Below are 24,604 nucleotides of genomic sequence, written 5' to 3' on the forward strand. Positions count from 1 at the left end.
AGAACGCCACTGATCTCTCAGACCAACTCTTTAAGCCGATGCCACAACATCCCGAGCGCCAGTAATGGCGAGCGCAAATGCTTACCGCCAGGGAACGTGATATGCGGCACCTTGGCAAACAGATCAAACCCGCCACCCTGCTGACCACTGATAGCTTCAGCCAACAACTTCCCCGCGAGGTGCGTGGCATTCACACCATGACCGGAATAAGCCTGGGCGTAATACACATTCGGCTGATCCTTTAACCGCCCGATCTGCGGCAGGCGATTAGCGCCAATGCCGATCATCCCGCCCCATTGATAGTCGATCTTCACCCCGGCCAGTTGCGGGAAAACCTCCAGCATCTTCGGCCGCATGTACGCGGCGATGTCCTTCGGGTCGCGACCTGAATAATGGCAGGCGCCACCAAACAGCAAGCGGCGGTCCGCCGAGAGCCGGTAGTAATCCAGTGCCACCCGTTGATCACACACCGCCATGTTCTGCGGCAGCAGCGAGTGAGCCAGTTCTTCGCTCAAGGGCTCGGTGGCGATGATGTAGCTGCCGGCGGGCAGCACCTTGCCGCCGAGTTCGGGATTGAGTTCATTGAGGTAGGCGTTGCAGCCCAGCACCAGCGTCTTGGCGCGAACCGAGCCCTGGGCGGTATGGACCTTGACCTCGGGGCCATAATCGATGCGGGTGACTGCCGATTGTTCGAACAGCTTCACCCCCAACTGCTGCGCGGCCGCCGCTTCGCCCAGTGCCAGGTTCAGCGGGTGCAGATGCCCCGAGCCCATGTCGATCAAACCGCCGACGTAGCGGTCGGAACCCACAACGGAATGCATTTCACTGGCTTGCAGCAGACGGGTTTCGTAACGGTAACCGAGACTGCGCAGCTCTTCGGCGTCTTCGGTAAAACCTTCGAGGTCCCGGGGCTTGTTCGCCAGGTCGCAATAGCCCCAGGTCAGGTCGCAAGGGATCTGAAAACGCTCGACGCGCTGTCGGACGATTTCCACTGCTTCCAGGCCCATGAGTTTCATCTGACGCACGCCGTCCGCACCGACCACGTTAGCGAACTGATCGAGGCCATGGCCGACGCCTCGAATCAACTGCCCGCCATTGCGTCCGCTGGCGCCCCAACCGATTTTGTGGGCTTCGAGCAGGATCACACTGAAGCCGCGTTCGGCCAGTTCGAGCGCCGTGTTCAACCCGGAGAATCCACCACCGACCACGCACACGTCAGCCACCAGGTCAGCTGTGAGCACCGGATGATCGGGCTGCGGCAGGCTGCTGGCGGCGTAGTAAGAAGCAGGGTGCTGGTGGTTCGGGGCCGGTTGCTGAGCACGGGCATTCATGTGCGTGTTCCTGATTCTTGTGTTTAGAAAATTTGACGGAGCATAAGCCGGACCTTCGGACACGGGCAACACTGGTCGGTTGGTGCTGTCTGGATCGGGGCTTTTGCGTCAGAATCCCGCTCTATTCCGCTTTTGGTCACCGCTTCGATGAGCTGCAACAGTCAGAAAATTCGCACGCTACGGCAGCAGATTCCCTCGTTCGAGTGCGTGCCCGGCTGCCATGACTGCTGTGGGCCGGTGACCACCTCACCGGAAGAAATGTCCCGCCTGCCGCGCAAGACCCGGGCCGAGCAGGACGCTGCGATGGATGAGCTCAACTGTGTGCACCTCGGGCCGAACGGCTGCACCGTGTATGACGAGCGGCCGCTGATCTGCCGGCTGTTCGGCACCACCAAGACCTTGCCGTGCCCGAATGGACGGCGACCGGTGGAGCTGATTCATCCACGGGTCGAGAAGCAGATTCATGAGTACATGGCCAGTACTCGGCAGGTGTTGGTCTAGGAGGACCGAGGCGCGGCCTTCGCGAGCAAGCCCGCTCCCACATGTGATCTCGGTCGTACACAAATCCATGCCCACTGAATATCTAATGTGGGAGCGGGCTTGCTCGCGAAAGCTATCGCCCTGACAGCCATTTCCTCAAGGCAGCCCCTCAATCCGGAATCGGCAGGCTCAAGCTCTCTTTCACCTCTTCCATCACGATGTAGCTCTTGGATTCGCGTACATGCGGCAGCTTGAGCAGGATGTCGCCCAGCAGTTTGCGGTACGAGGCCATCTCGGAAATCCGCGCCTTCACCAGATAGTCGAAATCACCTGACACCAAATGGCACTCCAGCACGTGGGGCAGTTTCAGCACCGCGCGTCGGAACTCTTCGAAAGTATCGCCGGATTTATAGTCGAGACTGATCTCGACGAACACCAGAAGACTGCCCTTGAGGTGCTGCGGATTCAGCCGGGCGTTGTAGCCCATGATGATCCCTTCGCGCTCCAGCCGCCGGACCCGCTCGGTACACGGCGTGGTCGAGAGCCCGACCTTTTCCCCCAGCTCGGTGAAGGAGATACGCCCGTCCGCTTGCAGGATCCGCAGGATGTTGCGGTCGATCTTGTCCAGCTCACGTTTGGTCTGAGTGTTGGTACGCATAGGGGATGCGCCTCCGTGAAAAGCGTTTTTGCCGAGAATTCTCGCCAAATATAGGCACTTATATAGTGAAAAGCACTGCCTAATCTTTTTTACACTGCGCACATCAATGCTCGACAACTACGAACGTCAGCGGCAAGCCGCGATGAGGGATATGAAAATGCGCGTTATGGTCTTGGGTAGCGGCGTCATCGGTACCACCAGTGCTTACTATCTGGCGCGTGCCGGGTTTGAAGTGGTGGTCGTGGACCGTCAGCCGGCTGCTGCCATGGAGACCAGTTTCGCCAACGCCGGGCAGGTTTCGCCGGGTTATGCCTCACCATGGGCCGCGCCGGGCGTGCCGCTCAAGGCCATCAAGTGGCTGTTGCAGCGCCACGCACCGCTGGCGATCAAGGCCACCGCCGACATCGACCAATACCTGTGGATGGCGCAGATGCTGCGTAACTGCACCGCCAGTCGTTATGCGGTGAACAAAGAGCGCATGGTCCGCCTGTCCGAGTACAGCCGTGACTGCCTCGACGAATTGCGCGCCGAAACCGGCATTGCCTACGAAGGCCGTAGCCTCGGTACTACGCAATTGTTCCGCACCCAGGCTCAACTCGACGGCGCCTGGAAAGACATCGCCGTGCTGAAAGAGTCCGGCGTGCCGTTCGAACTGCTCGACCGCGCCGGCATTGCCCGCGTTGAGCCAGCGCTGGCCAGCGTCACCAACATCCTCGCCGGTGCCCTGCGCCTGCCGAACGACCAGACTGGCGACTGCCAGATGTTCACCACCCGCCTGGTCGAAATGGCGACCAAACTGGGTGTGGAATTCCGCTTCGACCAAGACATTCAACGCCTCGACTACGCCGGCGACCGCATCAATGGTGTCTGGATCGACGGCAAGCTGGAAACCGCTGATCGCTACGTGCTGGCCCTGGGCAGCTACTCGCCGCAACTGCTCAAGCCGCTGGGCATCAAGGCGCCGGTGTATCCGCTCAAGGGTTATTCCTTGACTGTGCCGATCACCAATCCGGCGATGGCCCCGACTTCGACTATTCTCGACGAGACCTACAAGGTCGCGATCACCCGTTTCGACAACCGCATTCGCGTCGGTGGCATGGCTGAAATAGCCGGTTTTGACCTGTCGCTGAACCCGCGTCGGCGCGAAACCCTGGAGATGATCGTCAACGACCTCTATCCTCAGGGCGGCGATCTGGCCCAGGCGAGTTTCTGGACCGGTCTGCGTCCGACCACTCCGGACGGCACGCCGATCGTGGGTGCTACGCCGTTCAGTAATCTGTTTTTGAACACGGGTCACGGCACGCTTGGTTGGACCATGGCGTGCGGTTCCGGTCGCTTGCTGGCCGATCTGATGGCGAAGAAAACGCCGCAAATCAGCGCCGAAGGCCTCGATATTTCCCGTTATGGAAAAAAACTTCAGGAGTCTGCAAAACATGTCAATCCAGCGCCAGCTCACCAATGAGCGCATGAGCCAGATCGTAGTCCACAGCGGTACCGTGTATCTGGCAGGGCAGGTCGGCGACGATATGAACGCCGGGATTGAACAGCAGACCCGTGAAACGCTTGCCAACATCGAGCGTTTGCTGGATCTGGCCGGGACCGACAAGAGCCGTTTGCTGTCGGTGACGATTTACTTGAAAGACATTGATGCACACTTTGAAGGCATGAACGCGGTCTGGGACAAGTGGCTGCCAAAAGGCGTCGCACCGGCCCGTGCCACCGTTGAATCGAAGTTGTGCGAACCGGAAATCCTGGTTGAGCTGTCGGTTGTCGCCGCTCTGCCATAAACCTGTCTGAAAAATCCCTCTCCCGGTGCTACTGGCGGTTCACGCCGTCAGCCAGCGCCGGTTTTTCTTCCCATGACCGCCTAGAAGTCTGCCGCCATGCGTCCAGCCCGTGCCCTGATCGACCTTCAAGCCCTGCGTCACAACTACCAAATCGCCCGTGAAGTCACGGGGGCCAAGGCCCTCGCGGTGATCAAGGCCGATGCCTACGGTCATGGCGCGGTGCGTTGCGCCCAGGCGCTGGAAGCCGAGGCGGACGGGTTTGCCGTGGCTTGCATCGAAGAAGCGTTGGAGCTGCGAGCCGCAGGCATTCGTGCGCCGGTGCTGTTGCTGGAAGGCTTTTTCGAAGCCGATGAGCTGTCGCTGATCGTCGAGCATGACTTCTGGTGCGTGGTGCATTCGCTGTGGCAGCTCGAAGCGATCGAGAAAGCGGCGCTGAGCAAGCCGATCACGGTCTGGCTCAAGCTCGATTCGGGCATGCATCGGGTGGGATTGCATCCAAAGGATTATCAGGCGGGCTATCAACGGCTGCTGGCCAGCGGCAAGGTGGCGAAGATTGTACTGATGAGCCACTTCGCCCGGGCCGATGAGCTGCACAGTCAGGCCAGTGCCGAGCAAGTTGCCGTGTTTGAAGCGGCGCGTCAGGGCTTGTCGGCCGAGGTCAGCCTGCGCAACTCGCCGGCAGTGCTCGGTTGGCCGCAGATTCCAAGTGATTGGGTTCGCCCGGGCATCATGCTCTACGGCGCGACTCCGTTTGAAGAGGCCAACGCCGTGGCGTCCCGTCTGCAACCGGTGATGACCCTCGAATCGAAAGTGATTTGCGTGCGTGAACTGCCGGCCGGCGAGCCGATCGGTTACGGCGCCACATTCATCACTCAGAAACCGATGCGCGTGGGCGTGGTGGCCATGGGTTACGCCGACGGCTACCCACGTCAGGCGCCGACCGGTACGCCCGTGATGGTTGCCGGGCAGCGCAGCCAGTTGATTGGCCGGGTGTCGATGGACATGCTCTGCATCGACCTGACCGATGTGCCGCAAGCCGGCCTCGGTTCGACCGTTGAATTGTGGGGCAAAAACATTCTCGCCAGCGACGTGGCGGCGGCCGCGGGCACGATTCCTTACCAGATCTTCTGCAACCTGCGCCGGGTGCCGATGCTCTATTCCGGGGCTTAGGTCAAAGCGGCCTAACCGAAAGTCGCTTCACCGAACAGGATTCAGGTCCAAGTGTTGTAAATACTGAACGCTGTCGCCATGATAACGCTCAATATCCTTACAACCTGAATCCCTGGAGGCTCCAGCATTGGACGTCGGTGAACGACTGCAATCCATCCGTAAGCTCAAAGGTCTTTCCCAGCGTGAACTCGCCAAACGCGCGGGCGTCACCAACAGCACCATTTCGATGATCGAGAAGAACAGCGTCAGCCCCTCGATCAGTTCGCTGAGGAAAGTACTGGGCGGGATTCCCATGTCCATGGTCGAGTTCTTTTCCGAAGAGATCCTGCAGGAAAAACCGACTCAGATCGTCTACAAAGCCAACGAGCTGATCGATATTTCCGATGGCGCAGTGACCATGAAACTGGTCGGCAGGGCTCATCCGAGCCGGGCCATCGCGTTCCTCAACGAAATCTACCCGCCAGGCGCCGACACCGGTGACGAGATGCTCACCCATGAGGGCGAAGAAACCGGGATTTTGCTCGAAGGTCGACTTGAACTGGTGGTGGGGCTTGAAACTTTTGTGCTCGAAGCCGGCGACAGCTACTACTTTGAGAGTACTAAACCGCACCGTTTCCGTAATCCGTTCGATGCGCCAGCGCGACTAATCAGCGCAGCGACTCCAGCGAATTTCTAAGAAAAGAGGCGCCCCGCGAGCATTGCGCAGGTGCCCGAGTTGTTTTTCCGCCACGCATAAGACCCCTTCGACTTTAGGGTTGTTTCAGTGTGGCGGGCTTACCGTTATACTTGCGCCCGCCTGCGAACCGTGGCCGTGGGCGTGACTAGCCACCATTGAGGGTGAACGCGTGAATCTAATTATGAAAATGCTGGCCGTACCAGCAACCGTATTGGCCCTTTGGGCAGTCAGCGCACAAGCTGCGACCAACGACGATATTGCTAAACGCCTTGAGCCAGTCGGCCAGGTTTGCGTTCAGGGTAAAGAGTGCAAGGGGATGGAAGTCGCTGCTTCTGCTGGCGGCGGTGGTGGTGCCAAAACTCCTGACGAAGTGATTGCCAAACATTGCAACGCTTGCCACGGCACCGGCCTGTTGGGCGCGCCGAAAATTGGTGATGCCGCAGCCTGGGGCGAGCGCGCCAAGAAGGAAGGCGGTGTTGACGGTTTGCTGGCGAAAGCAATCTCCGGCCTCAATGCAATGCCTCCAAAAGGCACCTGCGCCGATTGCGCAGACGCCGAACTCAAAGGCGCGATCCAGAAGATGTCCGGCCTGAAATAAGCCTTCATCTTCATCAAAAAGCCGCTTTCGAGCGGTTTTTTTGTGCCTGCGATTTGCGCCCGAGACTGTTCATTGCAGCCAAGACCCGGCAAGCTCGGTCCAACCCCAATTCACGGAATGTAAGGGAGGATCAGATGGTGCAGCTGTGTTCTATCGAGCAAGCGGTCGATGAGGTCCTGGCACGGTTGCCGGCGCATATCCACATGGGCCTGCCCCTCGGTCTGGGCAAACCCAACCATTTCGTCAACGCGCTGTTTCAACGCATCGTGCAGTTGCCCGAACGGCAGCTGACGATCTACACCGCCCTGTGCCTGGGCCGTCCTCCCTTGGGCGACGGTTTGCAAAAGCGCTTTCTCGAACCCTTCATCGAGCGGGTTTTCGGCGACTATCCGGAACTGGATTTCCTGGCCGACCTGCATCGCGACAGCCTGCCGTCCAACATCCATGTTCAGCAGTTTTTCATGCAGCCCGGCAGCCTGCTCCACAGCGCACAGGCCCAGCAGGATTACGTCAGCAGCAATTACAGCCACGCCGCTCGAGACATCAACGCCGCCGGGTTGAACCTGGTGGCGCAATTGGTGGCGAGCCACAGCGAACATCCCGACCGCCTGAGCCTGAGCTGCAACCCGGACATCACCCTCGACCTGTTCCCGATGATCGCCAAACGCCGGGAGGCGGGGGAGACGATCCTGCTGGTGGGCCAGGTGCACAACGATTTGCCGTACATGCCCGGCGATGCCGAGATCGGTATTGACACGTTTGACCTGCTGATCGACGAGAAGGACAGCACCACGCTGTTCTCCACACCGAACATGCCGGTGGGTTTCCAGGATCACTTCATCGGGCTGCACGCCAGCACGCTGGTGCGCGACGGCGGCACCTTGCAGATTGGCATCGGTGCCGTGGGCGACGCGCTGACCGCTGCGCTGCTGGCGCGGCAGGCCGACAATGACGGTTACAAGGCGTTGCTGACGGACGTGAATCTCAGCCAGTGGGCGCAACTCATCGACCGCGAAGGCGGCGTCGAACCTTTCGCCAAGGGCCTTTACGGTTGCAGCGAAATGTTCGTCAACGGCTTGCTGGTGCTGGCCGATGCCGGGATCGTGCGGCGCAAGGTCTACCCCGATGTGCCGACCCAGCAACAGGCGAATGCCGGCACGCTGGACGAAGCCGCGCAGACTGACGGCATCTCGGTGCATGGCGGTTTCTTTCTTGGGCCGCGCAGTTTCTATGAGCGCCTGCGCGAGCTGCCGCACAGCAAGCGGCTTGAGTTCAACATGACGCGCATCAGCTACATCAACGAGCTCTACGGACAGGAAGAACTCAAACGCTTGCAGCGCCTTGATGCACGCTTCATCAACACCGCCTTCACGATGACCCTGCTTGGCGCAGCCGTATCGGATCAGCTCGAAGACGGGCGAGTACTTAGCGGTGTCGGCGGGCAATACAACTTCGTTGCGCAAGGACATGCGCTGGAAGGGGCGCGTTCGGTGCTGCTCCTGCGCAGCTGGCGCGAGTCGGGCGGTGAGGTCAGTTCGAACATCGTCTGGGAGTACGGCCATTGCACGATCCCGCGACATCTGCGAGACATCGTGGTCACCGAGTACGGTATCGCCGATCTGCGCGGCAAGACCGATGCGGCGGTGATCGAGGCGTTGCTGAACATCAGCGACTCACGTTTCCAGCCGGGGTTGATCGAACAGGCTCAGGCCGTCGGCAAGTTACCGAAGAGTTTCCATATTGATCCACGGTTCGCCGACAACAGTCCGCAGCGCTTGCAGGCCATCCAGGCGCGGCATCCGCAGTTGTTTCCGGAGTATCCGTTGGGCTGTGATTTCACCACCGAGGAGAAGGATCTGCTGCGGGCGCTGAACTGGTTGAAGAGCAAGTTCAAGCTCACGGAGATTCTGGAACTGGGCAAGGCTGCGCTGGATGCGCCAGAACCTTCATCGTTTCCCGAGCATCTGGAGCGAATGCAGCTGACCAACCCGGAAGGGCTGAAAGAGGATTTGTTTCAGCGGTTGCTGCTCACCGGCCTCAAAGCCACCGCACAGTAACAGCCAGCCGAAATCAACTGTGGGAGCGGGCTTGCTCGCGAAGGGGCCGTGTCAGTCACCAATGATGTCGACTGACACGCCGCTTTCGCGAGCAAGCCCGCTCCCACAGGGGATGTGCAGTGGGGCGTTATTCGATGAAGGTTACGACGCCGCCAGCCAGCGACTGCACGCGAGCCAGGGATTCAACGCGATAACCCTGAGCATCCAGTTCCGCACGGCCGCCCTGGAACGACTTCTCGATCACGATACCCAAACCGGCGACGGTGGCGCCGGCTTGTTTGATGATCGAGATCAGCGCTTGCGACGCCTTACCGTTGGCCAAAAAGTCATCGATGATCAGCACGCGGTCGCTGCTGGTCAGGTGACGCGGGGAAATCGCCACGGTGCTTTCGGTCTGCTTGGTGAACGAGTAAACGGTCGCCGACAGCAGGTTTTCGGTCAGGGTCAGGGACTGATGCTTGCGCGCAAAAATCACCGGCACGCCGAGGTTCAGACCGGTCATGATCGCCGGGGCAATGCCCGAGGCTTCGATGGTGACGATCTTGGTGATGCCCGAATCCTTGAACAGCGTGGCGAATTCGTCGCCGATCAGCTTCATCAGGGCCGGGTCGATCTGGTGGTTCAGAAAGGCGTCGACTTTCAGGACCTGGTCGGAAAGCACGATGCCTTCTTCGCGAATTTTCTTGTGCAGTGCTTCCATGAAGCGTTCCTCTAAGGACGGCTATGCGTCTAAGGCTGGTTAAAAAGTAGTCGATTCTAGCGCTTTAACATCGCGCGTATATCCGCCAATGCCGTATTGCCGCGAACGGCTTTGACTTCAACGGGTGTGTCGTCGGTGCCTTCCCAGGCCAAGTCGTCCGGCGGCAGCTCATCGAGGAAGCGGCTCGGCGCGCAATCGATGATCTCGCCGTATTGCTTACGCTTGGCGGCGAAGGTGAAGGCCAGGGTCTGACGCGCCCGGGTAATTCCGACGTAGGCCAGCCGACGTTCTTCTTCGATAGTGTCGGCTTCGATACTGGAGCGGTGCGGGAGGATTTCCTCTTCCATGCCCATGATGAACACGTAAGGGAATTCCAGGCCCTTGGAGGCGTGCAGGGTCATCATCTGCACACCTTCGGCACCGTCTTCCTCTTCCTGCTGACGCTCCAGCATGTCGCGCAGGACGAGTTTGCCGATGGCGTCTTCGACGGTCATCTCGCCTTCTTCGTCTTTTTCGAGGGTGTTCTTCAACGCCTCGATCAGGAACCAGACGTTGCCCATGCGGTAATCGGCGGCCTTGTCGCTGGAGCTGTTGGTGCGCAGCCAGTTCTCGTAGTCGATGTCCATGACCATGCTGCGCAGCGCCGAGATCGGGTCTTCGCCGGCGCACTGCTCGCGGACCTTGTCCATGAAGCGCTTGAAGCGCGACAGTCGATCGGTGAAGCGCGTATCCAGATGCTCGCCCAGACCGATTTCGTCGGTGGCGGCGTACATCGAGATTTTGCGTTCGGTGGCGTAGTTGCCGAGCTTTTCCAGCGTGGTCGAACCGATCTCCCTGCGTGGGACGTTGATCACCCGCAGGAAGGCGTTGTCGTCGTCCGGGTTCACGATCAGGCGGAAGTAGGCCATAAGGTCTTTCACTTCCTGACGTCCGAAAAAGCTGTTGCCGCCGGACAGGCGATACGGAATCTGGTGGTGTTGCAGCTTCAGCTCGATCAGCTTGGCCTGGTAGTTACCGCGATACAGGATCGCGAAATCGCTGTAGGGCCGATCCGTGCGCAAGTGCAGGGTCAGCAGTTCCACGGCCACGCGTTCGGCTTCGGCGTCTTCGTTGCGGCAACGGATCACGCGGATCTCGTCGCCGTGGCCCATCTCACTCCACAGCTGCTTTTCGAATTCGTGCGGGTTGTTCGAGATCAGCACGTTGGCGCAACGCAGGATGCGGCTGGTGGAGCGATAGTTTTGCTCCAGCATCACCACTTTCAGGGACGGGTAATCGTCCTTGAGCAGCATCAGGTTTTCCGGCCGGGCACCGCGCCAGGCGTAGATCGACTGGTCGTCATCGCCCACCACGGTGAACTGGTTGCGTATGCCGATCAGCAGCTTCACCAGCAAATACTGGCTGGCGTTGGTGTCCTGGTATTCGTCCACCAGCAGGTAGCGGACTTTGTTCTGCCATTTTTCGAGGATGTCGGCGTGTTCCTGGAACAGCTTCACCGGCAGCAGGATCAGGTCGTCGAAGTCCACCGCGTTGAACGCCTTGAGCGTGCGCTGATAGTGGGTGTAGACGATGGCGGCGGTCTGTTCCTTGGGGTTGCGCGCGTTTTCCAGGGCTTCGGGCGGCAGGATCAGGTCGTTTTTCCACGAGCCGATCATGTTCTTGATCTCGTCGACGCCGTCGTCGCCCGAGTATTCCTTCTGCATGATGTCGGTCATCAAGGCTTTGACATCGGTCTCGTCGAAGATCGAGAAACCTGGCTTGTAGCCGAGACGCACGTGTTCCTTGCGGATGATGTTCAGGCCCAGATTGTGGAAGGTGCAGACGGTCAGGCCGCGGCCTTCGCCGCCCTTGAGCAGGGTGCCGACCCGTTCCTTCATCTCGCGCGCGGCCTTGTTGGTAAAGGTCATCGCAACGATGTACTGGGCGCGAATGCCGCAGTTCTGGATCAGATGCGCAATTTTGCGCGTGATCACACTGGTCTTGCCGGAGCCTGCACCGGCGAGCACCAATAGAGGGCCGCCGACGTAGTTCACGGCTTCTTGCTGCCGGGGATTGAGTCGGGACATACGAAATCAGGGAGTCGTTTGCGAAATGGGCCGGCATTTTAACAGGCTCAGCGAATTGTGCTGCTCTCTCCGACTTGTGACGCAGCACGCTATCTATATTTGCCGGTTTTGATACTTTCACGCAGGATGCGCGGTGAGTTTGCGTCTAATGTTCGTAATTCCGGATACAAAGCCGCGTTTGTTAACCGGTGTCATTTGGTCATTGGTTATCGGCGCTGCATAATGCCGCCGCCTACATCTTTGCAGAGTCTAGGGAGCTAGCTTGTCTACGCCTGTCGAACCCTTGCGTTTACTGCTACTGGCCGAAGAGCCAGCGTGGGCAGCGTTGTTGCGCGAGTGTCTGGCTCCGATGGGGAGCTCGACCGTGCTGATCAGCGCGCCGAGCTGGGAGTCGGTCAGCAGTCTGTTCGATGACAACCGCAGCGCGGTGTTGTTGACGATTCCAGCGCTTCAGCCTCTACCTGGCCGTTGCAACCTGCCGACGGTGTTGCTGCTCGAACATGAGCCGCTGTCACCGCCTGATGGTGTGAGTGACTGGCTGGTACGCGATCACCTCGATCCCGGCATGTTGCGCCGGTGCCTGCGGCATGTGCGCGAGCGGAGCGTGCTGGAAAACACCCTGCAGCGCCTGGCCGAGCAAGACCCGCTGACCGGCATCGCCAATCGCCAGGGTTTCCAGACTTTGCTGGCGGCACGCCTGGCGGAAAACGACGGCCGCGGTCTGGCCCTCGGTCACCTCGACCTCGATAACTTCCGTCACGCCAACGATGCCCTCGGCCACCAGGCGGGTGACCGGTTGATCCTGCAAGTGGTCGCGCGGCTGAAAAGCCAGCTTGAGGCCGGTGATCAACTGGCTCGACTGGGCAGTGATGAGTTCGCCCTGCTGATTGACACCCGCCGCGCGCCTCAGCGCGCCGAATGGATGGCCGAACGGATCACCGAAGCGCTGGCCGAGCCTTACTGGGTCGACGGCGAAAGCCTGTTGATCGGTTCCAGCCTGGGCATCGCCCACGCCCGGGCTCAGGCGGGCGCCGACCCGCTGATGTGGCACGCACACATCGCCATGCAACAAGCCAAGAGCACGCAGGGCTGTACCTTCCACATCTTCAACGAACGCATCAATCGCAATGCCCGCAGCATGGCCGACCTCGAAAGCGAGCTGCGCCGGGCGTTGCGTCGGGATGAACTGGAACTGCATTACCAGCCACGCCTGAACCTTGAGGACGGGCAGATCGTCGGCCTCGAAGCCTTGGTACGCTGGCGTCATGGCGAGCGCGGCTTGCTGCCACCGAGCGAATTCGTGCCGCTGGCCGAGCAGAGCGGCTTGATTGTACCGCTGGGTTACTGGGTGATTTCCCGTGCCTTGCGCGACATGCAAGCGTTGCGCGAACGGGGTTTGCCGGCGTTGCACATGGCGATCAACCTGTCGTTCCGGCAGTTTCAGGACAGCCAGTTGCTCTCGACACTGAGTCGGTTGATTGCCGAGCGTGGCGTCGAGGCGCAATGGCTGGAGTTCGAACTGACTGAAACCGCGGTGATGCGCCGCAGCGATCTGGTGAAACAGACCATGGATGCGTTGGGGCGTCTGGGTGTGCGCTTCTCCCTGGATGACTTCGGCACCGGTTTCTCTTCGTTTGTGCACCTCAACAGCCTGCCGATTACCTTGCTGAAGATTGATAAGAGCTTTGTCGGCGGCATGGAACAGCGCGAAGAGAATCGAAAACTGGTGCACGCGATGATCAATCTGGCGCACAACCTCAATCTTGAAGTGGTCGCCGAAGGCGTAGAAACGCCGGAGCAACTGGATCTGTTGCGCGGGTTTGGCTGCGATCAGGTGCAGGGGTATTTGATCAGCAAGCCGTTGCCGCTGGCGGAGCTGGTTGAGTACCTGACCTTCGGCAGCAATCAGCAGCCCGCATTGGAAGTCGTGGTTTAACGCCGAACCAATGTGGGAGCGGCGGTGCGACGATTCGACTTGCTCGCGAAGAGGCCGTGTCAGTCAACATCAGTGTTGACTGACAGACCGCCTTCGCGAGCAAGCCCGCTCCCACATTGATCTCAATCTGGCTGAGCGATTTGGAAACTTGCCCCTGACGACGGCTCCAGACGAATCATCTTTTTCATCTTCCACTCAAACGCCCACGTCAAACTCACCGCGGCACACGCCAGCCCCAGCGCCAATCCCCACCAGACACCCGTCGGCCCCCAATTCAAATGGAAGGCCATCCACCAGGCGGCAGGCGCGCCAATCAGCCAATAACATCCCAACCCCACCAGGAACGTGGTCTTGGCATCCTTGAGCCCGCGAATGCAGCCCATGGCGATGGTTTGCGTGCCGTCGAACAGCTCGAACCATGCGGCGACCGCCAACAGGCTCACGGCCAGGTTGATCACGTCACGAAACGCCGGGTCGTTGTGGTCCAGGAACAAACCGATCAACTGATTCGGCAGCAACCAGAAGACCATGGCGAAGGCAAGCATCGCCGCTGCGCCAAAAGCGATGCCGACCCGTCCGGCCAGCCGTGCATTCAGCAGCTGCCCGGCGCCGTAGTGCTGCCCGATGCGCATGGTGATCGCATAGGAAATCCCCGCCGGAACCATGAACGCCACCGAGACGATTTGCAGGGCAATCTGGTGTGCGCCCATTTGCGTACTGCCCATGGTGCCCATGCACAGCGCGGCGAACGCAAACAGTCCGACTTCCACCGCGTAGGTGCCACCAATCGGCAGGCCCAGGCGCCATAGCTCCTTGAGGTACTGACGGTTCGGCCGCGACAGGTCCTGACGCAAGGGATAAGCGTCGTAGGCCGGATGCCGACGGATGTGCCAGGCCAGCGCCAGCGCCATGCAGTTAGCGACAACAGCGGTAACCAGCCCGATGCCCATCAACCCCAGTTTTGGCAGGCCGAACATGCCGGTAATCAATGCGTAATTGAGCAGGAAGTTGGCCACGGTGCCGCCGAGGCTGATGACCATCACCGGCGTCGCCCGGCCGATGGCACTGGTGAAGCCGCGCAGGGCCATGAAGCTCAGGTAGCCGGGCAGGGCGAACGGCAGGATCAGCAGGAACTGCCCGGCCGCGTGGACGTTGGTTTCGGTCTGGCCGAACAGCAGCAACACCGGTTTGAGGTTCCACAGCAGCAGCCCGGCCACCAACGCCATCAACCACGCCAGCCATAACCCGGCCTGGGTCAGCCTGGTGGCGCCGACGATGTCGCCGGCACCCTGACGAATAGCCACGAGGGTGCCGACCGCTGCGATCACGCCAATGCAGAAAATCGACACGAACGAGTAAGTCGCTGCGCCCAGCCCACCCCCGGCCAGCGCCTCTGGACTCAGGCGCGCCATCATCAAGGTGTCGGTGAGGACCATCAGCATGTGCGCCAACTGCGAGGCAATCAACGGCCCCGCCAGCCGCAGGATGGCCCAGAGTTCGGTACGTGCTGAATGCTGCATGGTTATCACGCTCCGCTCTTAAAGAGAAAAGGAAAGTTAAAGAGGGACAGGAAAGCGTCGATTCTCGGCGCTCTACGGGGTTTGCACAAAGGGATAAAAAGGATGGGTTGCATGATTCAAACTCATGCTGGAGAGTTTCTGCTAGGGTGACCGAATCCCGCTATAGGAGCTTTCCGAATGTCCCGTCGTCTTCCTCCCTTGTATGCCCTGCGCGCATTCGAAGCGGCGGCGCGGCACAGTTCGTTTACCCGTGCGGCCGAAGAATTATCGATCACCCAAAGCGCGGTCAGCCGGCACATTCGTACACTCGAAGAGCATTTTGCCTGTCGGCTGTTTCACCGCAGCGGACGCAATCTGCAATTGACCGAGTCGGCGCGGTTGATCCTGCCCGGCATTCGCGAAGGCTTCACCGCCCTGGAGCGGGCCTGCAATACCTTGCGTGCCGAAGATGACATCCTGCGCATGAAAGCGCCGTCGACCCTGACCATGCGCTGGCTGCTGGCACGGCTCAGCCGCTTTCGGCACCTGCAACCGGGCAACGAGGTGCAATTGACCAGCGCCTGGATGGACGTCGACTCGGTGGACTTCAACCATGAACCGTTCGACTGCGCCGTCATCCTCAGCAACGGGCATTTTCCGCCGGACTGGGAGGCGAGTTTCCTGTTCCCGGAAGAACTGATTCCAGTCGGTGCACCGAATCTTCTGCAGGATCAACCGTGGGATGTCGCACGGCTGGCCAATGCCGAACTGCTGCACCCGACACCGGATCGGCGCGACTGGCGCAGTTGGCTGGAACGCATGGGGCTGGCGGATCAGGTGTCGCTCAAGGGCGGGCAGGTGTTCGACACGCTGGAGCTGGGCATGATCGCCGCCGCCCGAGGTTATGGCGTGTCCATGGGCGATCTGCTGATGGTGGCGGAAGATGTGGCTCAGGGACGTCTGAGTCTGCCGTGGCCGACGGCCGTCGCCAGCGGTGAGAAATATTACCTGGTCTGGCCGAAAACCCGCCCCGGCGGTGAACGTTTGCGCAGGCTCAGCGACTTCCTGCAAAGCGAAGCCCGCGCAATGGAATTGCCCGACGTTCAACACTTGGGCTGAATCGATAGAGCCGCCGCAATGGCGGCCTTGAGCCATATCCCGGTTAATTACTCAAGTATTCAGATTTTCCGCCGAAAATGCAGGTGGAACCTTCGTGCAGGTTCGACGTAATTCCCATTAGAAATTTTGCTGAGCGTGCGTCGTGATCAGGATGATCCGGTCGCTCGGCCAGGAGCTGTCATGTCTCAACCTCGTGCCCGGATCGCCTCACAGCTTGGTCTTGCGCTTGCCGTGATACTGGCGATTGTCATCAGCGGCAGTACCGTGTTCGCCCTGCGCTCGCTGGACAGCGCCAACCTCGCCACCCGCGAAGAGCACCTGGCCAGTGAAGCCCGGTTGCTGGCCGATCAGTTGAGTACCTTTCACGGCACGTTGCGTGAAAGCACACAGCGCCTGAGCGGCTTGTTCGAGAAGCGCTTCAGCGCCGGTTTGAGCGTGCACCCGGATGAACCGGTGGCGGTAGCGGGCGCGCAGACGCCGGGCCTGCACCTGGGCAGCGAAGTGCTGAACAACAATTTCAAGGAAGTGGACGAGTTCAAGCAAATGACCGCCGGCGTTGCGACGGTGTTTGTGCGCAGCGGCGAAGACTTCATCCGGGTCAGCACGTCCCTGAGCAAACAGGACGGCAGCCGGGCCATCGGCACGCTGCTCGATCACGCGAACCCGGCCTATGCTCGCTTGATGGCGGGGCAGGCCTACGTCGGTCGCGCCTTGTTGTTCGAACGCTCCTACATGACTCAGTACACCCCCGTACGTGACAGCGGCGGTAAGGTGATTGCCGTGCTGTTCGTAGGATTTGATTACACCGACGCGCAGAACGCGCAGTTCGCCAACCTCAAGCGCTTCCGTATCGGCCAGACCGGTTCCCTGGCGCTGCTGGATGAACAGAGCAAATGGCTGGTGCCGATCGCGGGCGTACAAGCGCTGGATCAGGCGACTCCGACCATCGTTGGCTTGGCGAAAACGCCGGGCAAGGGCGAGTTCTGGAGCGACAAGTCCGAAGATTTCTACAGCATTGCCGTACCGTTTGAAGGCGGCCCATGGTCGGTCGTGGCGAGCATGCCGAAAACCGAAATCCGTGCCGTGACCTGGAGTGTCGGCATTCAATTGGCGATTGGCAGTCTGCTGGCAATGTTGATCGCTGTGGCGGCGGCGGTCTGGTTGCTGCGCAGCAAACTGGCGCCGCTGGGTGATCTGGTGCGTCAGGCCGAAGCTTTGGGCGCCGGTGATTTGAGCGTGCGTCTGAACGTATCGAGCAACGACGAGATCGGTCAGCTGGCTCGCGCGTTCAACCAGATGAGCCAAGCGCTGTCGACCATGGTCGAGCACATCCGCAAGGCCTCGCAAGAGGTCAACAGCCGCGCCCAGGCCCTGTCCGGTCTGTCCGGTGGCGCCTATGAAGGGATGGAGCAGCAGTCGGGCGAAATCACCAGCATGGCCGGCGCCGTGGAAGAGTTCAGCGCAACATCCCTGAACATCGCCGACAACATGGGCAACACCCAGCGTCTGGCCCAGGAAAACGCACAGCAAACCCAGATCGGTCGAACGTCGATGGACGAAGCGTCCTCGTCTCTGGAGCAAATCGCTGGCGCGCTGAACAGCACGGCGACGGTGATCAATACCTTGGGTCAGCGCTCCCAGGAAATCGGTGGCATTGTCGGTGTGATTACCTCGATTGCCGATCAAACCAACCTGCTGGCGCTCAACGCCGCCATCGAAGCCGCTCGTGCCGGTGAGCAGGGGCGTGGTTTTGCCGTGGTAGCCGATGAGGTTCGCAACCTGGCTTCGCGTACCCGCCAGGCGACAGATGAAATTTCCGGAATGATTCAAAGCATCCAGCAGGAAACCGGCAACGCCATCAGCACCATGGAGCAGGGCAACGTATTGATGCAGGAAGGCCTGGCGCGCAACGCCAATGTCGCCAGTGCCCTGGCACGGATCGATGAGCAAAGCCGTTCTGCCGGTCAGCAATTCGCGGCAATCACCACCGCGACTCAAGAGCAGAGCAGTACCGCCACCTTGCTGAGCAGCAACCTGCAAAGCATTGCCCTGGCGAACAGTGAGCAGCGTGAGGTGGTGTCGAACCTTGCGGTGACGGCCAAAGAGCTGGAGAAGCTCGCGGCGGACTTGCGGCATGAGGTTGACCGGTTTCGTTGAGGCGCCTTTGAAATAGCTTTCGCGAGCAAGCCCGCTCCCACATTAGATCTCCAGTGATCACAAATTTTGTGTTCGCCACCGATCTAATGTGGGAGCGGCGGTGCGACGATTCGACTTGCTCGCGAATGGGGTCACCTCAATACAGGATCTGTCCCCAAGTCAGTCGCACTTGGCATTGCTGGAAACTTCCTTGCTCGCCAGTTTCAACTGTTTGGCCAATTCAGCCGCATTGGTGCTGTTGTAAACCCGGCCACCGGTGTTTTCGGCGATGCAGCGCGACGGGCCACCGGCGCCGATTTTCACCACGTTGACCCGCAGGCGCGGTTGTTCCCTGGCGATTCGGCGGGACACCGCGCAGGCGTCTTTATCGCAACCGTCCTCGCCGTCGACGAACATCACGATCACTGCATCGTTATTGCGCCCGTCGACCTTGCTGGCGGCGTAGGCCAGGCTGTCGGCCAGTGGTGTGCCATCGTTGGGAACCAGACCGCGAATCCCGTTGATCAGCCGCGGGCGGTCGCCAAACTTGAACACGCCCTGGTCCGGTGTTCTTTCGCAACCGGCGAAGGTGATCAGGCGCGTGTCGATCTTCGGGTCCAGCCCATTGATCATGCCGGCCAGCGAGTCCTTGGCGACGTCCATGCGGCTGGGCTTGGCGAAGATCTGCATGGTGCGGTTCGGGTCCAGGTACTTGTTCATCTCATTGCCGAAGAACCAGTCCTCATCGGATTTCACCGACTTGATGTTCAAATCCATCGAACCCGAGGTGTCGAGTACCACCACAAATTGCGGGGGCACGGCATCAGGCGCTTTTTTACGGCACGCGTAGTTGTCCAGCGTCGGGGCTGGAGGTGGCGGCGGTGGCGGTGGTGGCGCGGCCACGACCGGTTTTGGTGGTGGGACGGGCTTGGGTGGCGGCACTGGTTTTGGTTCGGGCACCGGTTCTGGTTCTGGAACAGGTTCCGGTTCCACAGCAGGCTCGGGAACTGGCTCGGGAACAGGCTCAACCGGTTTCTCGACGGGCGTCACCACTGGCGCTACCGGCGGAACCACGACAACCGATTCACGGTGCAGGAACCACCAGAGCCACAGCGCCAGAAGCAGCAACAGCAGCGCAAGCAAGGCCGCCGCGATCCACCAGCCACGGCGCGACGGCGGAACAACCGGCACCACTGGAACCACCGGCGGCATGATCGGTTTGGGCGGACGCAGGTTCCAGCGCACCACCAAAGGCTCACCGTTGAGGCTGTAGAGTTTGTTCAGCTCCGGCGTGCCGAGCAGGCTGCGCAGGTCTTGCGCTTCCGTCGGTTGACCGCGTTTTTGCAGTTCGTCCGCCAGCTGTCCGAGGGACGTCTGACGCACTTCATAGGTTTCCAGCAAACGTCGTTGCGCGTCCTCGTTGAGGTCGGCGTAGGGTGTGGGTTGGCCACCCAGTTCGGTCCACCATTCCAGTACGTCGCCGCTGCCCATCCGCGGGATGGCAAACAGGCTGGCGACGGTCGGCGGAAAGTGTTTCTGGATGAGGGCGACTTTGGCTTGCAGCGCACTCATCCCCTCCGGTGTGGCTTGCGCATCCCTGATGACCCGCTGCATGACGACGATTCCTGAAAAAGTGCAGGCCTCCATCGGGAGGCCTGCGGGGTGAAAAGTTACTCTTCGTAGCCGAGGCTGAATTGCAGCTGATTGACCTTCTTCTGCAATGCCTTCAGCTCTTCCTGCTTGGCCGCCAGCGTCGCTGGCGTTGACTTGGCCGTTGGCGCTTTTGAAGCCTTGAGCTGCTGCTCGAGACCGGCAATCTGCTTCTGCACACCGCTTTCGTTGCCACGCCGAGCCTTGAGCGAGCTTAGCAACTGGCTCAACGACTGATTCAACGCCGCCTGGGCTTTCTGCTGGCTGGCCAGGTCGGTTTTGGTGCTGAGCTGCTGGGCCTGAATGTTCTCGTACACCTGACGGAACATTGCGTTTTGCTGACGGGACTCGCTCAGGGCCAGTTCCTTCTGCTTGACCTGATCGCTGTAACCACCGGAGTAGTCGCAGTTCATTTTGGTCAGCATGCTGCTGTCGCGATTGGTCGCATCGCATTCGCCCGGCTTGGTCGCGCAACCGCTCAAGGCCAGGACGGCGGAGAGGACCGCCAGTTGTCGTAGCGTCATGTGCTTAGCCCAAGGTGATTGCGGAGCGTTGGCTGTACAGACCGTCGACTTCCTTCTGCAGGGCAGCGACTTTCTGGTTCATTTTCATAATGTTCCTGTCCACCTGCTTGATCTCGGCGCCGGCGGCGCCTTGTGCACGCTCGGCGTCTGCCACTTTGGTGTACTCGGTGACTTTGATGCGCATGTTGCCGAGGTCTTTACGCAGGCGCGCGATGTTCGAATCGATCTCGGCGATTTGCTCCTGGGCCTGGAACTTGTCGACTTTCTTGTTGGCGATGTCCTTTTTGATCCGGGCGATTTTTGCCTGATCATCATTGATCACTTGCTGAGCGGTCGCGGTACGGGCGATCACGTTCTGGGTGTCTTGTTCGACGTCGCTGTTCATTTTAGCCAAGCGGGTGGAGGTGTCGGCGTATTCGCTGCGACGCTGATCCAGGTAGTAGTTCGCACCCATGGCCACGCCGCACGCGGTAATACCGGCGGCGACGGCGCACACGGCTTTGTTGTTGCTGTTGGACAGTGCGCAAGCGAGGATGCCGACACCTGCGCCCATGGCGCAGGCCTGATAGCCGGACTTGCTGAAGAACTCTGCGTCTTGACCTTGGGTCAGGCGCGGGTCGGTCCCGTCGCTGTCGCCGAGCATGGAGCTACCGGTGTTGGCGCAACCGGTCAGCAGCAGGCTGCCGGCGACAACGAAAGCGATCTGTAGCTTGAAGCGAGTCCAAAGGCTGCGCGACATGGTGAAACTCCTCGGTGACGGTGTTGACATGTTGTTATTGAGTAACGGTTTTGCAGCTGTTCAGCCAGGCTTCAGTGTCGATTTTCTGCTTTTGCAGGAACGCCTTCTGATTGGCCCAGTGGGTGCGCAAGTAAGGTTTGAGGTCTTGCAGCTGTTTGTTGCGGGTGATGATTTCTTCCATTACCGGGACCTGCGTTTCAAGCAATGGCTGGCCGTACAAGGTCGCCGATTCCACCAGGCTGCTGGCGTAGTAACGGCTGAGTTTGTGCAGGCGATCCTTCTGCTCGTCGAGCTTGCCTTTGCGCATGTCGCAACTGGCGTCTTTGTCCGCGCTTTCGCAGTTAAGCTTGTAGTTCTTTTGCAGGAAGTCCAAGTACTGGCCGTCGTCTAGCATCTTGGTGCACAAGAATGCGCCCAGATTGAGGCTGGCGCGAATCGCCTGGTCGCGGGTTTCTTCCTGCTGCTGGTTGCTGGCGCGCAGTTGGTTTTCCAAGGCCTGAAGCTTTTCCTTGAGCGCTTTGTCTTCGACGCCCGAGGCCAGGCTGTTCAGGGATTGCACGGTGCCTTTGTCGGCGGATTCGGTTTCCTTGCTGCCGGTGCCGAGTTTCTTCCAGCTGCTTTCGATGCTGGCGACCCGTTCGCGAGAGGTGAGGGTCGGTGAGACCATGACCAGGCGCAGGCCGGTGGTTTTGTTTTTCACCTGACCGTCAGCGTTGTAATACGGCTCTTCCTTGCGCAACGCAGTTCGCAGGTCGGCCTGAGCGGTCAAGTAGTTGCCGCCACGCACGACGTAGCCGCCGGCCTGGCCGTGCTGGCGGTCGAGTTTGTTCAGGCGAAACGGCTCGAACATCATTTCGTCGACGTTGCCGAGCATGTCATGCAGACCCAGCGGATTGGGCTTCTGCAGACCGGACAACTGCACTTTGCCGTTGGACGATTGCGCCCCGGCGAACCACTCGTAGGCATTGATGCCGTCCGGCATCGGGTAGTGCGTGTCGCGAAACTCTGCAGCACCGACTTCCAGCCCGCCGCGTGCGGCGAATTCCCACTCGACTTCAGTCGGCAGGCGCAGGAAGCCCTGTGCGCCGTCCTCCTTGGGCAACTTGTCGGCGGCGTTTTTGCGCAGCCACAGGTTGTACTTGTCGGCGGCTTCGATGGCTTGCACCCAACTCACCGCCGTTTGCGGTATGCGCAGTTTGGTGGCGGCGGTGGGGCAGGTTGCTTCGGTCAGCGCAGCGTATTGCAACTGACTCATTTCGTACTTGGCCATCAGGTAGTAGCGGGATTTGTCGTTCTTCGCACCCGTGAAACTGCCGGCGATGAACGTCGGTCGGGTCTGTTCGACGTAGCCGTATTCCGCGCCGTCCTGACCGATGTTGATCGGGTAATCGTCGAGCGGGCCGGCCACCGGAATGAACACCTTGCGAAATACCATGGAGCCTTCGCAGGGCATCGGCAGCACCACGTCGGCGGCGTCCGGCATCGGGTTGTAAAACTTCTCTTCCCAGCCCGCCGCCGAGGCGTCGAGCACATAGCCGAGGCTCAGGGACAACAGCAAGCCAAAACGTTTATAGCTCACGCAGACTCTCCGCAGGTTGGATGTTGATCGCTCGCAGGGCGCCGATCACGGCCACCAGTGCAGCGACCAGAAAGGTCAGGAGCAGGGCGGCGAGGCCATGCCAGACAGTGATGTGGCAAACGAAGGTGCCGGTGGCCTGACTGCTGCCGAGCAAGTAGTCGAACAAATGGCTGCCGACGGCATAAAACCCCAGCCCGCCAACGTAGCCGGCCAGGCTCAGTAACAGCGCTTGCAGGACCACGAAACCGCCGACGGCCCGGCGCTTGAAACCTAACAGACGCAGGACCGCGAGGCTTTTGCGTTTGCGGTCGATGTTGGCCAGGAACGCGCCGACCATCGACGCCACGCAGCCGATCAGCGCCGCCACGGCGATCACGCCGAAGATCAGCCCCAGCACATGGTTGATGGCTTTGACGTTATCGATATCGGCCAGCCGGCTCGACGTTTCGATGTGTTGTTCGTTGAGCCAGTGCTCCAGCGGTGCGACTTGATCGATGTCGCGTGCATACACGCGGGCGCGGGCATACAGCGGTTGCAGATTGCCCAGAGGCTTGCCGGTGTCAACGCCGAACCCACTGACCTGATAACCGTCGCGAAAGCGCTCCAGATCCAGCAACAGCGGCGGGGCGACAAACCCGGCCGCGCGGCCGAAGCGGGCGCCGTCGAGCACCGCCAGCACCGTCAGCGTCATCTCGCCGCGTTCATTGACACCTTCCAGACGGCGCAACGCCCGCAGTTGCACACTGTCGCCGGCCTTGGCCTGCAAGCGTTGCGCGGCGCTGGCGCTGAGGATCACTTGATTGCTGACCGGGTTGAGCGACGGCAGATCCAGTTGTGGGTCGCCAGGTTCCGTGGCGATGATTTCTGCACCTTCGACAAACCGTTGCATGCCGATCAGCAGATCCGCCTGGGTATTCAGCGAGCGCGTCTGGCCGAGGGCAAAACCGGTTTCGGGACGCAGGCGCAAACGCTCGATCCAGGCACTGTCGTAGTTGCCGTTGCTGAGCATCTTCACTTCAAGGTTGCGCGGGTCGCGCAGCAGTTCGTCCTGCAACTGGCTGACCACCCCGTGCTTGAGCCCGAACAGCAGCAGCAACGGCGCGATCACCGCCACCAGGGAGGCGGCGATGCACAGCGAGACCTTGCGGTCGTGCCACAGGTCTTGCAGCGCCAGTGAGCCCAGCAGGCGCAAGCGATCAGTCCATCGGTTCAAACAGTGTCTCTCCCTGGCGGCTGATAGCGCCGAGGCGCGGCAAGCCGAAATCCTTCAGCAGGGCCCAGTCATGGGACACGACGAGCGCACTCAGGCCCATGTTCGACACCAGGCTCAGCAGCAACTCGAACAAACGCCGGGCGCTGTGAGGGTCGAGCGCGGCGGTCGGCTCGTCGGCCAACAGCAGCAGCGGTTCATGGGCAATGGCGCGCACACAGGCAACGCGCTGGCGTTCGCCGATCGACAAGGCCTGAGGTTGTTTATCCAGCAATCCTTGCAGGCGCAACACGTCAACGGCGTGGTCGATGTGCTCGCTCTTCACCGACATCCCGAGCAAACGGCGCGGCAGGCTGATGTTGTCGCGCACGCTCAGAAACGGCAGCAACCCGCCACTCTGCAAAATGAAGCCCAAATGCCGGGAGCGCACCGCCGCCAAGGCTGGCTGGTCATCGCTGGCAAGCAGTTGGGCGATGTCCTGATCGTGGGTTGCGCCCAGCCGAAAGCGCTCGAGTTCCACCGGCGCGAGCAACAGGCCGATGGCTTCGAGCAAGGTGCTTTTGCCGCTGCCGCTCTCGCCAGTGATGGCGAGGATTTCTCCGGCACCGACCTGCAAATGCGGCAGGCGCACGTGATGGGCCAACGCGCCGTCACCACGGCGCACCAGCAAGTTCTTGATATCGAGCATC

Annotated in this window: 21 protein-coding genes; 10 read left to right on the forward strand and 11 right to left on the reverse strand. The window is 60.4% G+C overall.

What is annotated here, in order from left to right; all coding sequences use genetic code 11:
* Window positions 1-17: 17 nt before the first annotated feature.
* A complete protein-coding gene (locus ASC74_RS01390; RefSeq protein ID WP_056738691.1) occupies window positions 18-1,331 on the reverse strand; it encodes an NAD(P)/FAD-dependent oxidoreductase in 1,314 nt (437 codons plus the stop codon).
* A gap of 147 nt (window positions 1,332-1,478) precedes the next feature.
* Between ASC74_RS01390 and ASC74_RS01395 the strand changes: the two genes are divergently transcribed.
* Window positions 1,479-1,832, forward strand: a complete 354-nt coding sequence (locus ASC74_RS01395; protein ID WP_007894729.1) for a YkgJ family cysteine cluster protein — start codon at window positions 1,479-1,481, stop codon at window positions 1,830-1,832.
* Window positions 1,833-1,980: 148 nt separating this feature from the next.
* On the opposite strand, the gene ASC74_RS01400 is transcribed toward ASC74_RS01395, so the two are convergent.
* Window positions 1,981-2,469 carry an Lrp/AsnC ligand binding domain-containing protein gene (locus tag ASC74_RS01400; RefSeq protein ID WP_003177284.1) on the reverse strand — a complete coding sequence of 163 codons (489 nt, stop codon included), beginning with the start codon at window positions 2,467-2,469 and terminating at the stop codon, window positions 1,981-1,983.
* 157 nt (window positions 2,470-2,626) lie between these two features.
* Between ASC74_RS01400 and dadA the strand changes: the two genes are divergently transcribed.
* From dadA to ASC74_RS01430, 6 genes are all read left to right on the forward strand, one after another.
* Window positions 2,627-3,931, forward strand: a complete 1,305-nt coding sequence (dadA, locus tag ASC74_RS01405; protein ID WP_046053837.1) for a D-amino acid dehydrogenase — start codon at window positions 2,627-2,629, stop codon at window positions 3,929-3,931.
* Window positions 3,903-4,256, forward strand: a complete 354-nt coding sequence (locus tag ASC74_RS01410; protein ID WP_008150191.1) for a RidA family protein — start codon at window positions 3,903-3,905, stop codon at window positions 4,254-4,256. Before dadA ends, ASC74_RS01410 begins: the two co-directional genes overlap by 29 nt.
* A gap of 96 nt (window positions 4,257-4,352) precedes the next feature.
* Window positions 4,353-5,426 carry an alanine racemase gene (gene alr / locus ASC74_RS01415; protein ID WP_056738693.1) on the forward strand — a complete coding sequence of 358 codons (1,074 nt, stop codon included), beginning with the start codon at window positions 4,353-4,355 and terminating at the stop codon, window positions 5,424-5,426.
* Window positions 5,427-5,553: 127 nt separating this feature from the next.
* Window positions 5,554-6,102: a cupin domain-containing protein gene (locus tag ASC74_RS01420; RefSeq protein ID WP_008150195.1), complete on the forward strand. Its 549-nt coding sequence runs from the start codon at window positions 5,554-5,556 to the stop codon at window positions 6,100-6,102.
* 181 nt (window positions 6,103-6,283) lie between these two features.
* On the forward strand, window positions 6,284-6,700 hold the full coding sequence (locus ASC74_RS01425) for a c-type cytochrome (RefSeq protein WP_033053381.1): 417 nt from the start codon (window positions 6,284-6,286) through the stop codon (window positions 6,698-6,700).
* 134 nt (window positions 6,701-6,834) lie between these two features.
* Window positions 6,835-8,757 carry an acetyl-CoA hydrolase/transferase C-terminal domain-containing protein gene (locus ASC74_RS01430; protein ID WP_056738694.1) on the forward strand — a complete coding sequence of 641 codons (1,923 nt, stop codon included), beginning with the start codon at window positions 6,835-6,837 and terminating at the stop codon, window positions 8,755-8,757.
* Window positions 8,758-8,884: 127 nt separating this feature from the next.
* Here the strand turns inward: ASC74_RS01430 and ASC74_RS01435 are convergent, their stop codons facing one another.
* Both ASC74_RS01435 and rep read right to left on the reverse strand, forming a co-directional pair.
* A complete protein-coding gene (locus tag ASC74_RS01435) occupies window positions 8,885-9,457 on the reverse strand; it encodes a xanthine phosphoribosyltransferase (protein WP_020799401.1) in 573 nt (190 codons plus the stop codon).
* A 56-nt stretch (window positions 9,458-9,513) separates the two neighbouring features.
* Window positions 9,514-11,523, reverse strand: coding sequence for a DNA helicase Rep (gene rep / locus ASC74_RS01440; protein ID WP_056738697.1), 2,010 nt, complete (start codon window positions 11,521-11,523; stop codon window positions 9,514-9,516).
* A 262-nt stretch (window positions 11,524-11,785) separates the two neighbouring features.
* Here rep and ASC74_RS01445 point away from each other — a divergent pair, with 262 nt between their 5' ends.
* The gene (locus ASC74_RS01445) at window positions 11,786-13,459 is read left to right on the forward strand and encodes a putative bifunctional diguanylate cyclase/phosphodiesterase (protein WP_056738698.1); all 1,674 of its coding nucleotides are present in this window, start codon (window positions 11,786-11,788) and stop codon (window positions 13,457-13,459) included.
* A 122-nt stretch (window positions 13,460-13,581) separates the two neighbouring features.
* Here the strand turns inward: ASC74_RS01445 and ASC74_RS01450 are convergent, their stop codons facing one another.
* A complete protein-coding gene (locus ASC74_RS01450) occupies window positions 13,582-14,979 on the reverse strand; it encodes a NorM family multidrug efflux MATE transporter (RefSeq protein WP_056738700.1) in 1,398 nt (465 codons plus the stop codon).
* Window positions 14,980-15,156: 177 nt separating this feature from the next.
* On the opposite strand from ASC74_RS01450, the gene ASC74_RS01455 reads away from it, so the two are divergent.
* Window positions 15,157-16,077, forward strand: coding sequence for a LysR substrate-binding domain-containing protein (locus ASC74_RS01455; protein ID WP_056738702.1), 921 nt, complete (start codon window positions 15,157-15,159; stop codon window positions 16,075-16,077).
* A gap of 180 nt (window positions 16,078-16,257) precedes the next feature.
* Window positions 16,258-18,234, forward strand: a complete 1,977-nt coding sequence (locus ASC74_RS01460) for a methyl-accepting chemotaxis protein (RefSeq protein WP_056738704.1) — start codon at window positions 16,258-16,260, stop codon at window positions 18,232-18,234.
* Window positions 18,235-18,393: 159 nt separating this feature from the next.
* Here ASC74_RS01460 and ASC74_RS01465 read toward each other — a convergent pair whose 3' ends face one another.
* The 6 genes from ASC74_RS01465 to ASC74_RS01490 are packed head-to-tail and all read right to left on the reverse strand — an operon-like array spanning window position 18,394 to window position 24,603.
* On the reverse strand, window positions 18,394-19,827 hold the full coding sequence (locus tag ASC74_RS01465) for a vWA domain-containing protein (protein WP_056738706.1): 1,434 nt from the start codon (window positions 19,825-19,827) through the stop codon (window positions 18,394-18,396).
* Between the two features lie 56 nt (window positions 19,828-19,883).
* A complete protein-coding gene (locus tag ASC74_RS01470; protein WP_056738707.1) occupies window positions 19,884-20,387 on the reverse strand; it encodes a hypothetical protein in 504 nt (167 codons plus the stop codon).
* Between the two features lie 4 nt (window positions 20,388-20,391).
* Window positions 20,392-21,126, reverse strand: coding sequence for a hypothetical protein (locus ASC74_RS01475; protein ID WP_056738709.1), 735 nt, complete (start codon window positions 21,124-21,126; stop codon window positions 20,392-20,394).
* 34 nt (window positions 21,127-21,160) lie between these two features.
* The gene (locus ASC74_RS01480; RefSeq protein WP_056738711.1) at window positions 21,161-22,705 is read right to left on the reverse strand and encodes an SUMF1/EgtB/PvdO family nonheme iron enzyme; all 1,545 of its coding nucleotides are present in this window, start codon (window positions 22,703-22,705) and stop codon (window positions 21,161-21,163) included.
* Window positions 22,695-23,918, reverse strand: coding sequence for an ABC transporter permease (locus ASC74_RS01485; RefSeq protein WP_056738713.1), 1,224 nt, complete (start codon window positions 23,916-23,918; stop codon window positions 22,695-22,697). The genes ASC74_RS01480 and ASC74_RS01485 overlap by 11 nt, the downstream gene beginning before the upstream one ends.
* Window positions 23,902-24,603: an ABC transporter ATP-binding protein gene (locus ASC74_RS01490; RefSeq protein WP_056738715.1), complete on the reverse strand. Its 702-nt coding sequence runs from the start codon at window positions 24,601-24,603 to the stop codon at window positions 23,902-23,904. The genes ASC74_RS01485 and ASC74_RS01490 overlap by 17 nt, the downstream gene beginning before the upstream one ends.
* Window position 24,604 lies beyond the last annotated feature (1 nt).

The sequence above is a fragment of the Pseudomonas sp. Root329 genome, from assembly GCF_001424925.1.
Classification (GTDB): domain Bacteria; phylum Pseudomonadota; class Gammaproteobacteria; order Pseudomonadales; family Pseudomonadaceae; genus Aquipseudomonas; species Aquipseudomonas arabinosi.

Bases quoted from the DNA above. Each gene is read 5' to 3' on its own strand.
- ASC74_RS01390 (WP_056738691.1), bottom strand. From the start codon at position 1,331: ATGAATGCCCGTGCTCAGCAACCGGCCCCGAACCACCAGCACCCTGCT.
- ASC74_RS01395 (WP_007894729.1), top strand. From the start codon at position 1,479: ATGAGCTGCAACAGTCAGAAAATTCGCACGCTACGGCAGCAGATTCCC.
- ASC74_RS01400 (WP_003177284.1), bottom strand. From the start codon at position 2,469: ATGCGTACCAACACTCAGACCAAACGTGAGCTGGACAAGATCGACCGC.
- dadA (WP_046053837.1), top strand. From the start codon at position 2,627: ATGCGCGTTATGGTCTTGGGTAGCGGCGTCATCGGTACCACCAGTGCT.
- ASC74_RS01410 (WP_008150191.1), top strand. From the start codon at position 3,903: ATGTCAATCCAGCGCCAGCTCACCAATGAGCGCATGAGCCAGATCGTA.
- alr (WP_056738693.1), top strand. From the start codon at position 4,353: ATGCGTCCAGCCCGTGCCCTGATCGACCTTCAAGCCCTGCGTCACAAC.
- ASC74_RS01425 (WP_033053381.1), top strand. From the start codon at position 6,284: ATGAAAATGCTGGCCGTACCAGCAACCGTATTGGCCCTTTGGGCAGTC.
- ASC74_RS01430 (WP_056738694.1), top strand. From the start codon at position 6,835: ATGGTGCAGCTGTGTTCTATCGAGCAAGCGGTCGATGAGGTCCTGGCA.
- ASC74_RS01435 (WP_020799401.1), bottom strand. From the start codon at position 9,457: ATGGAAGCACTGCACAAGAAAATTCGCGAAGAAGGCATCGTGCTTTCC.
- rep (WP_056738697.1), bottom strand. From the start codon at position 11,523: ATGTCCCGACTCAATCCCCGGCAGCAAGAAGCCGTGAACTACGTCGGC.
- ASC74_RS01450 (WP_056738700.1), bottom strand. From the start codon at position 14,979: ATGCAGCATTCAGCACGTACCGAACTCTGGGCCATCCTGCGGCTGGCG.
- ASC74_RS01455 (WP_056738702.1), top strand. From the start codon at position 15,157: ATGTCCCGTCGTCTTCCTCCCTTGTATGCCCTGCGCGCATTCGAAGCG.
- ASC74_RS01460 (WP_056738704.1), top strand. From the start codon at position 16,258: ATGTCTCAACCTCGTGCCCGGATCGCCTCACAGCTTGGTCTTGCGCTT.
- ASC74_RS01465 (WP_056738706.1), bottom strand. From the start codon at position 19,827: ATGCAGCGGGTCATCAGGGATGCGCAAGCCACACCGGAGGGGATGAGT.
- ASC74_RS01470 (WP_056738707.1), bottom strand. From the start codon at position 20,387: ATGACGCTACGACAACTGGCGGTCCTCTCCGCCGTCCTGGCCTTGAGC.
- ASC74_RS01475 (WP_056738709.1), bottom strand. From the start codon at position 21,126: ATGTCGCGCAGCCTTTGGACTCGCTTCAAGCTACAGATCGCTTTCGTT.
- ASC74_RS01490 (WP_056738715.1), bottom strand. From the start codon at position 24,603: ATGCTCGATATCAAGAACTTGCTGGTGCGCCGTGGTGACGGCGCGTTG.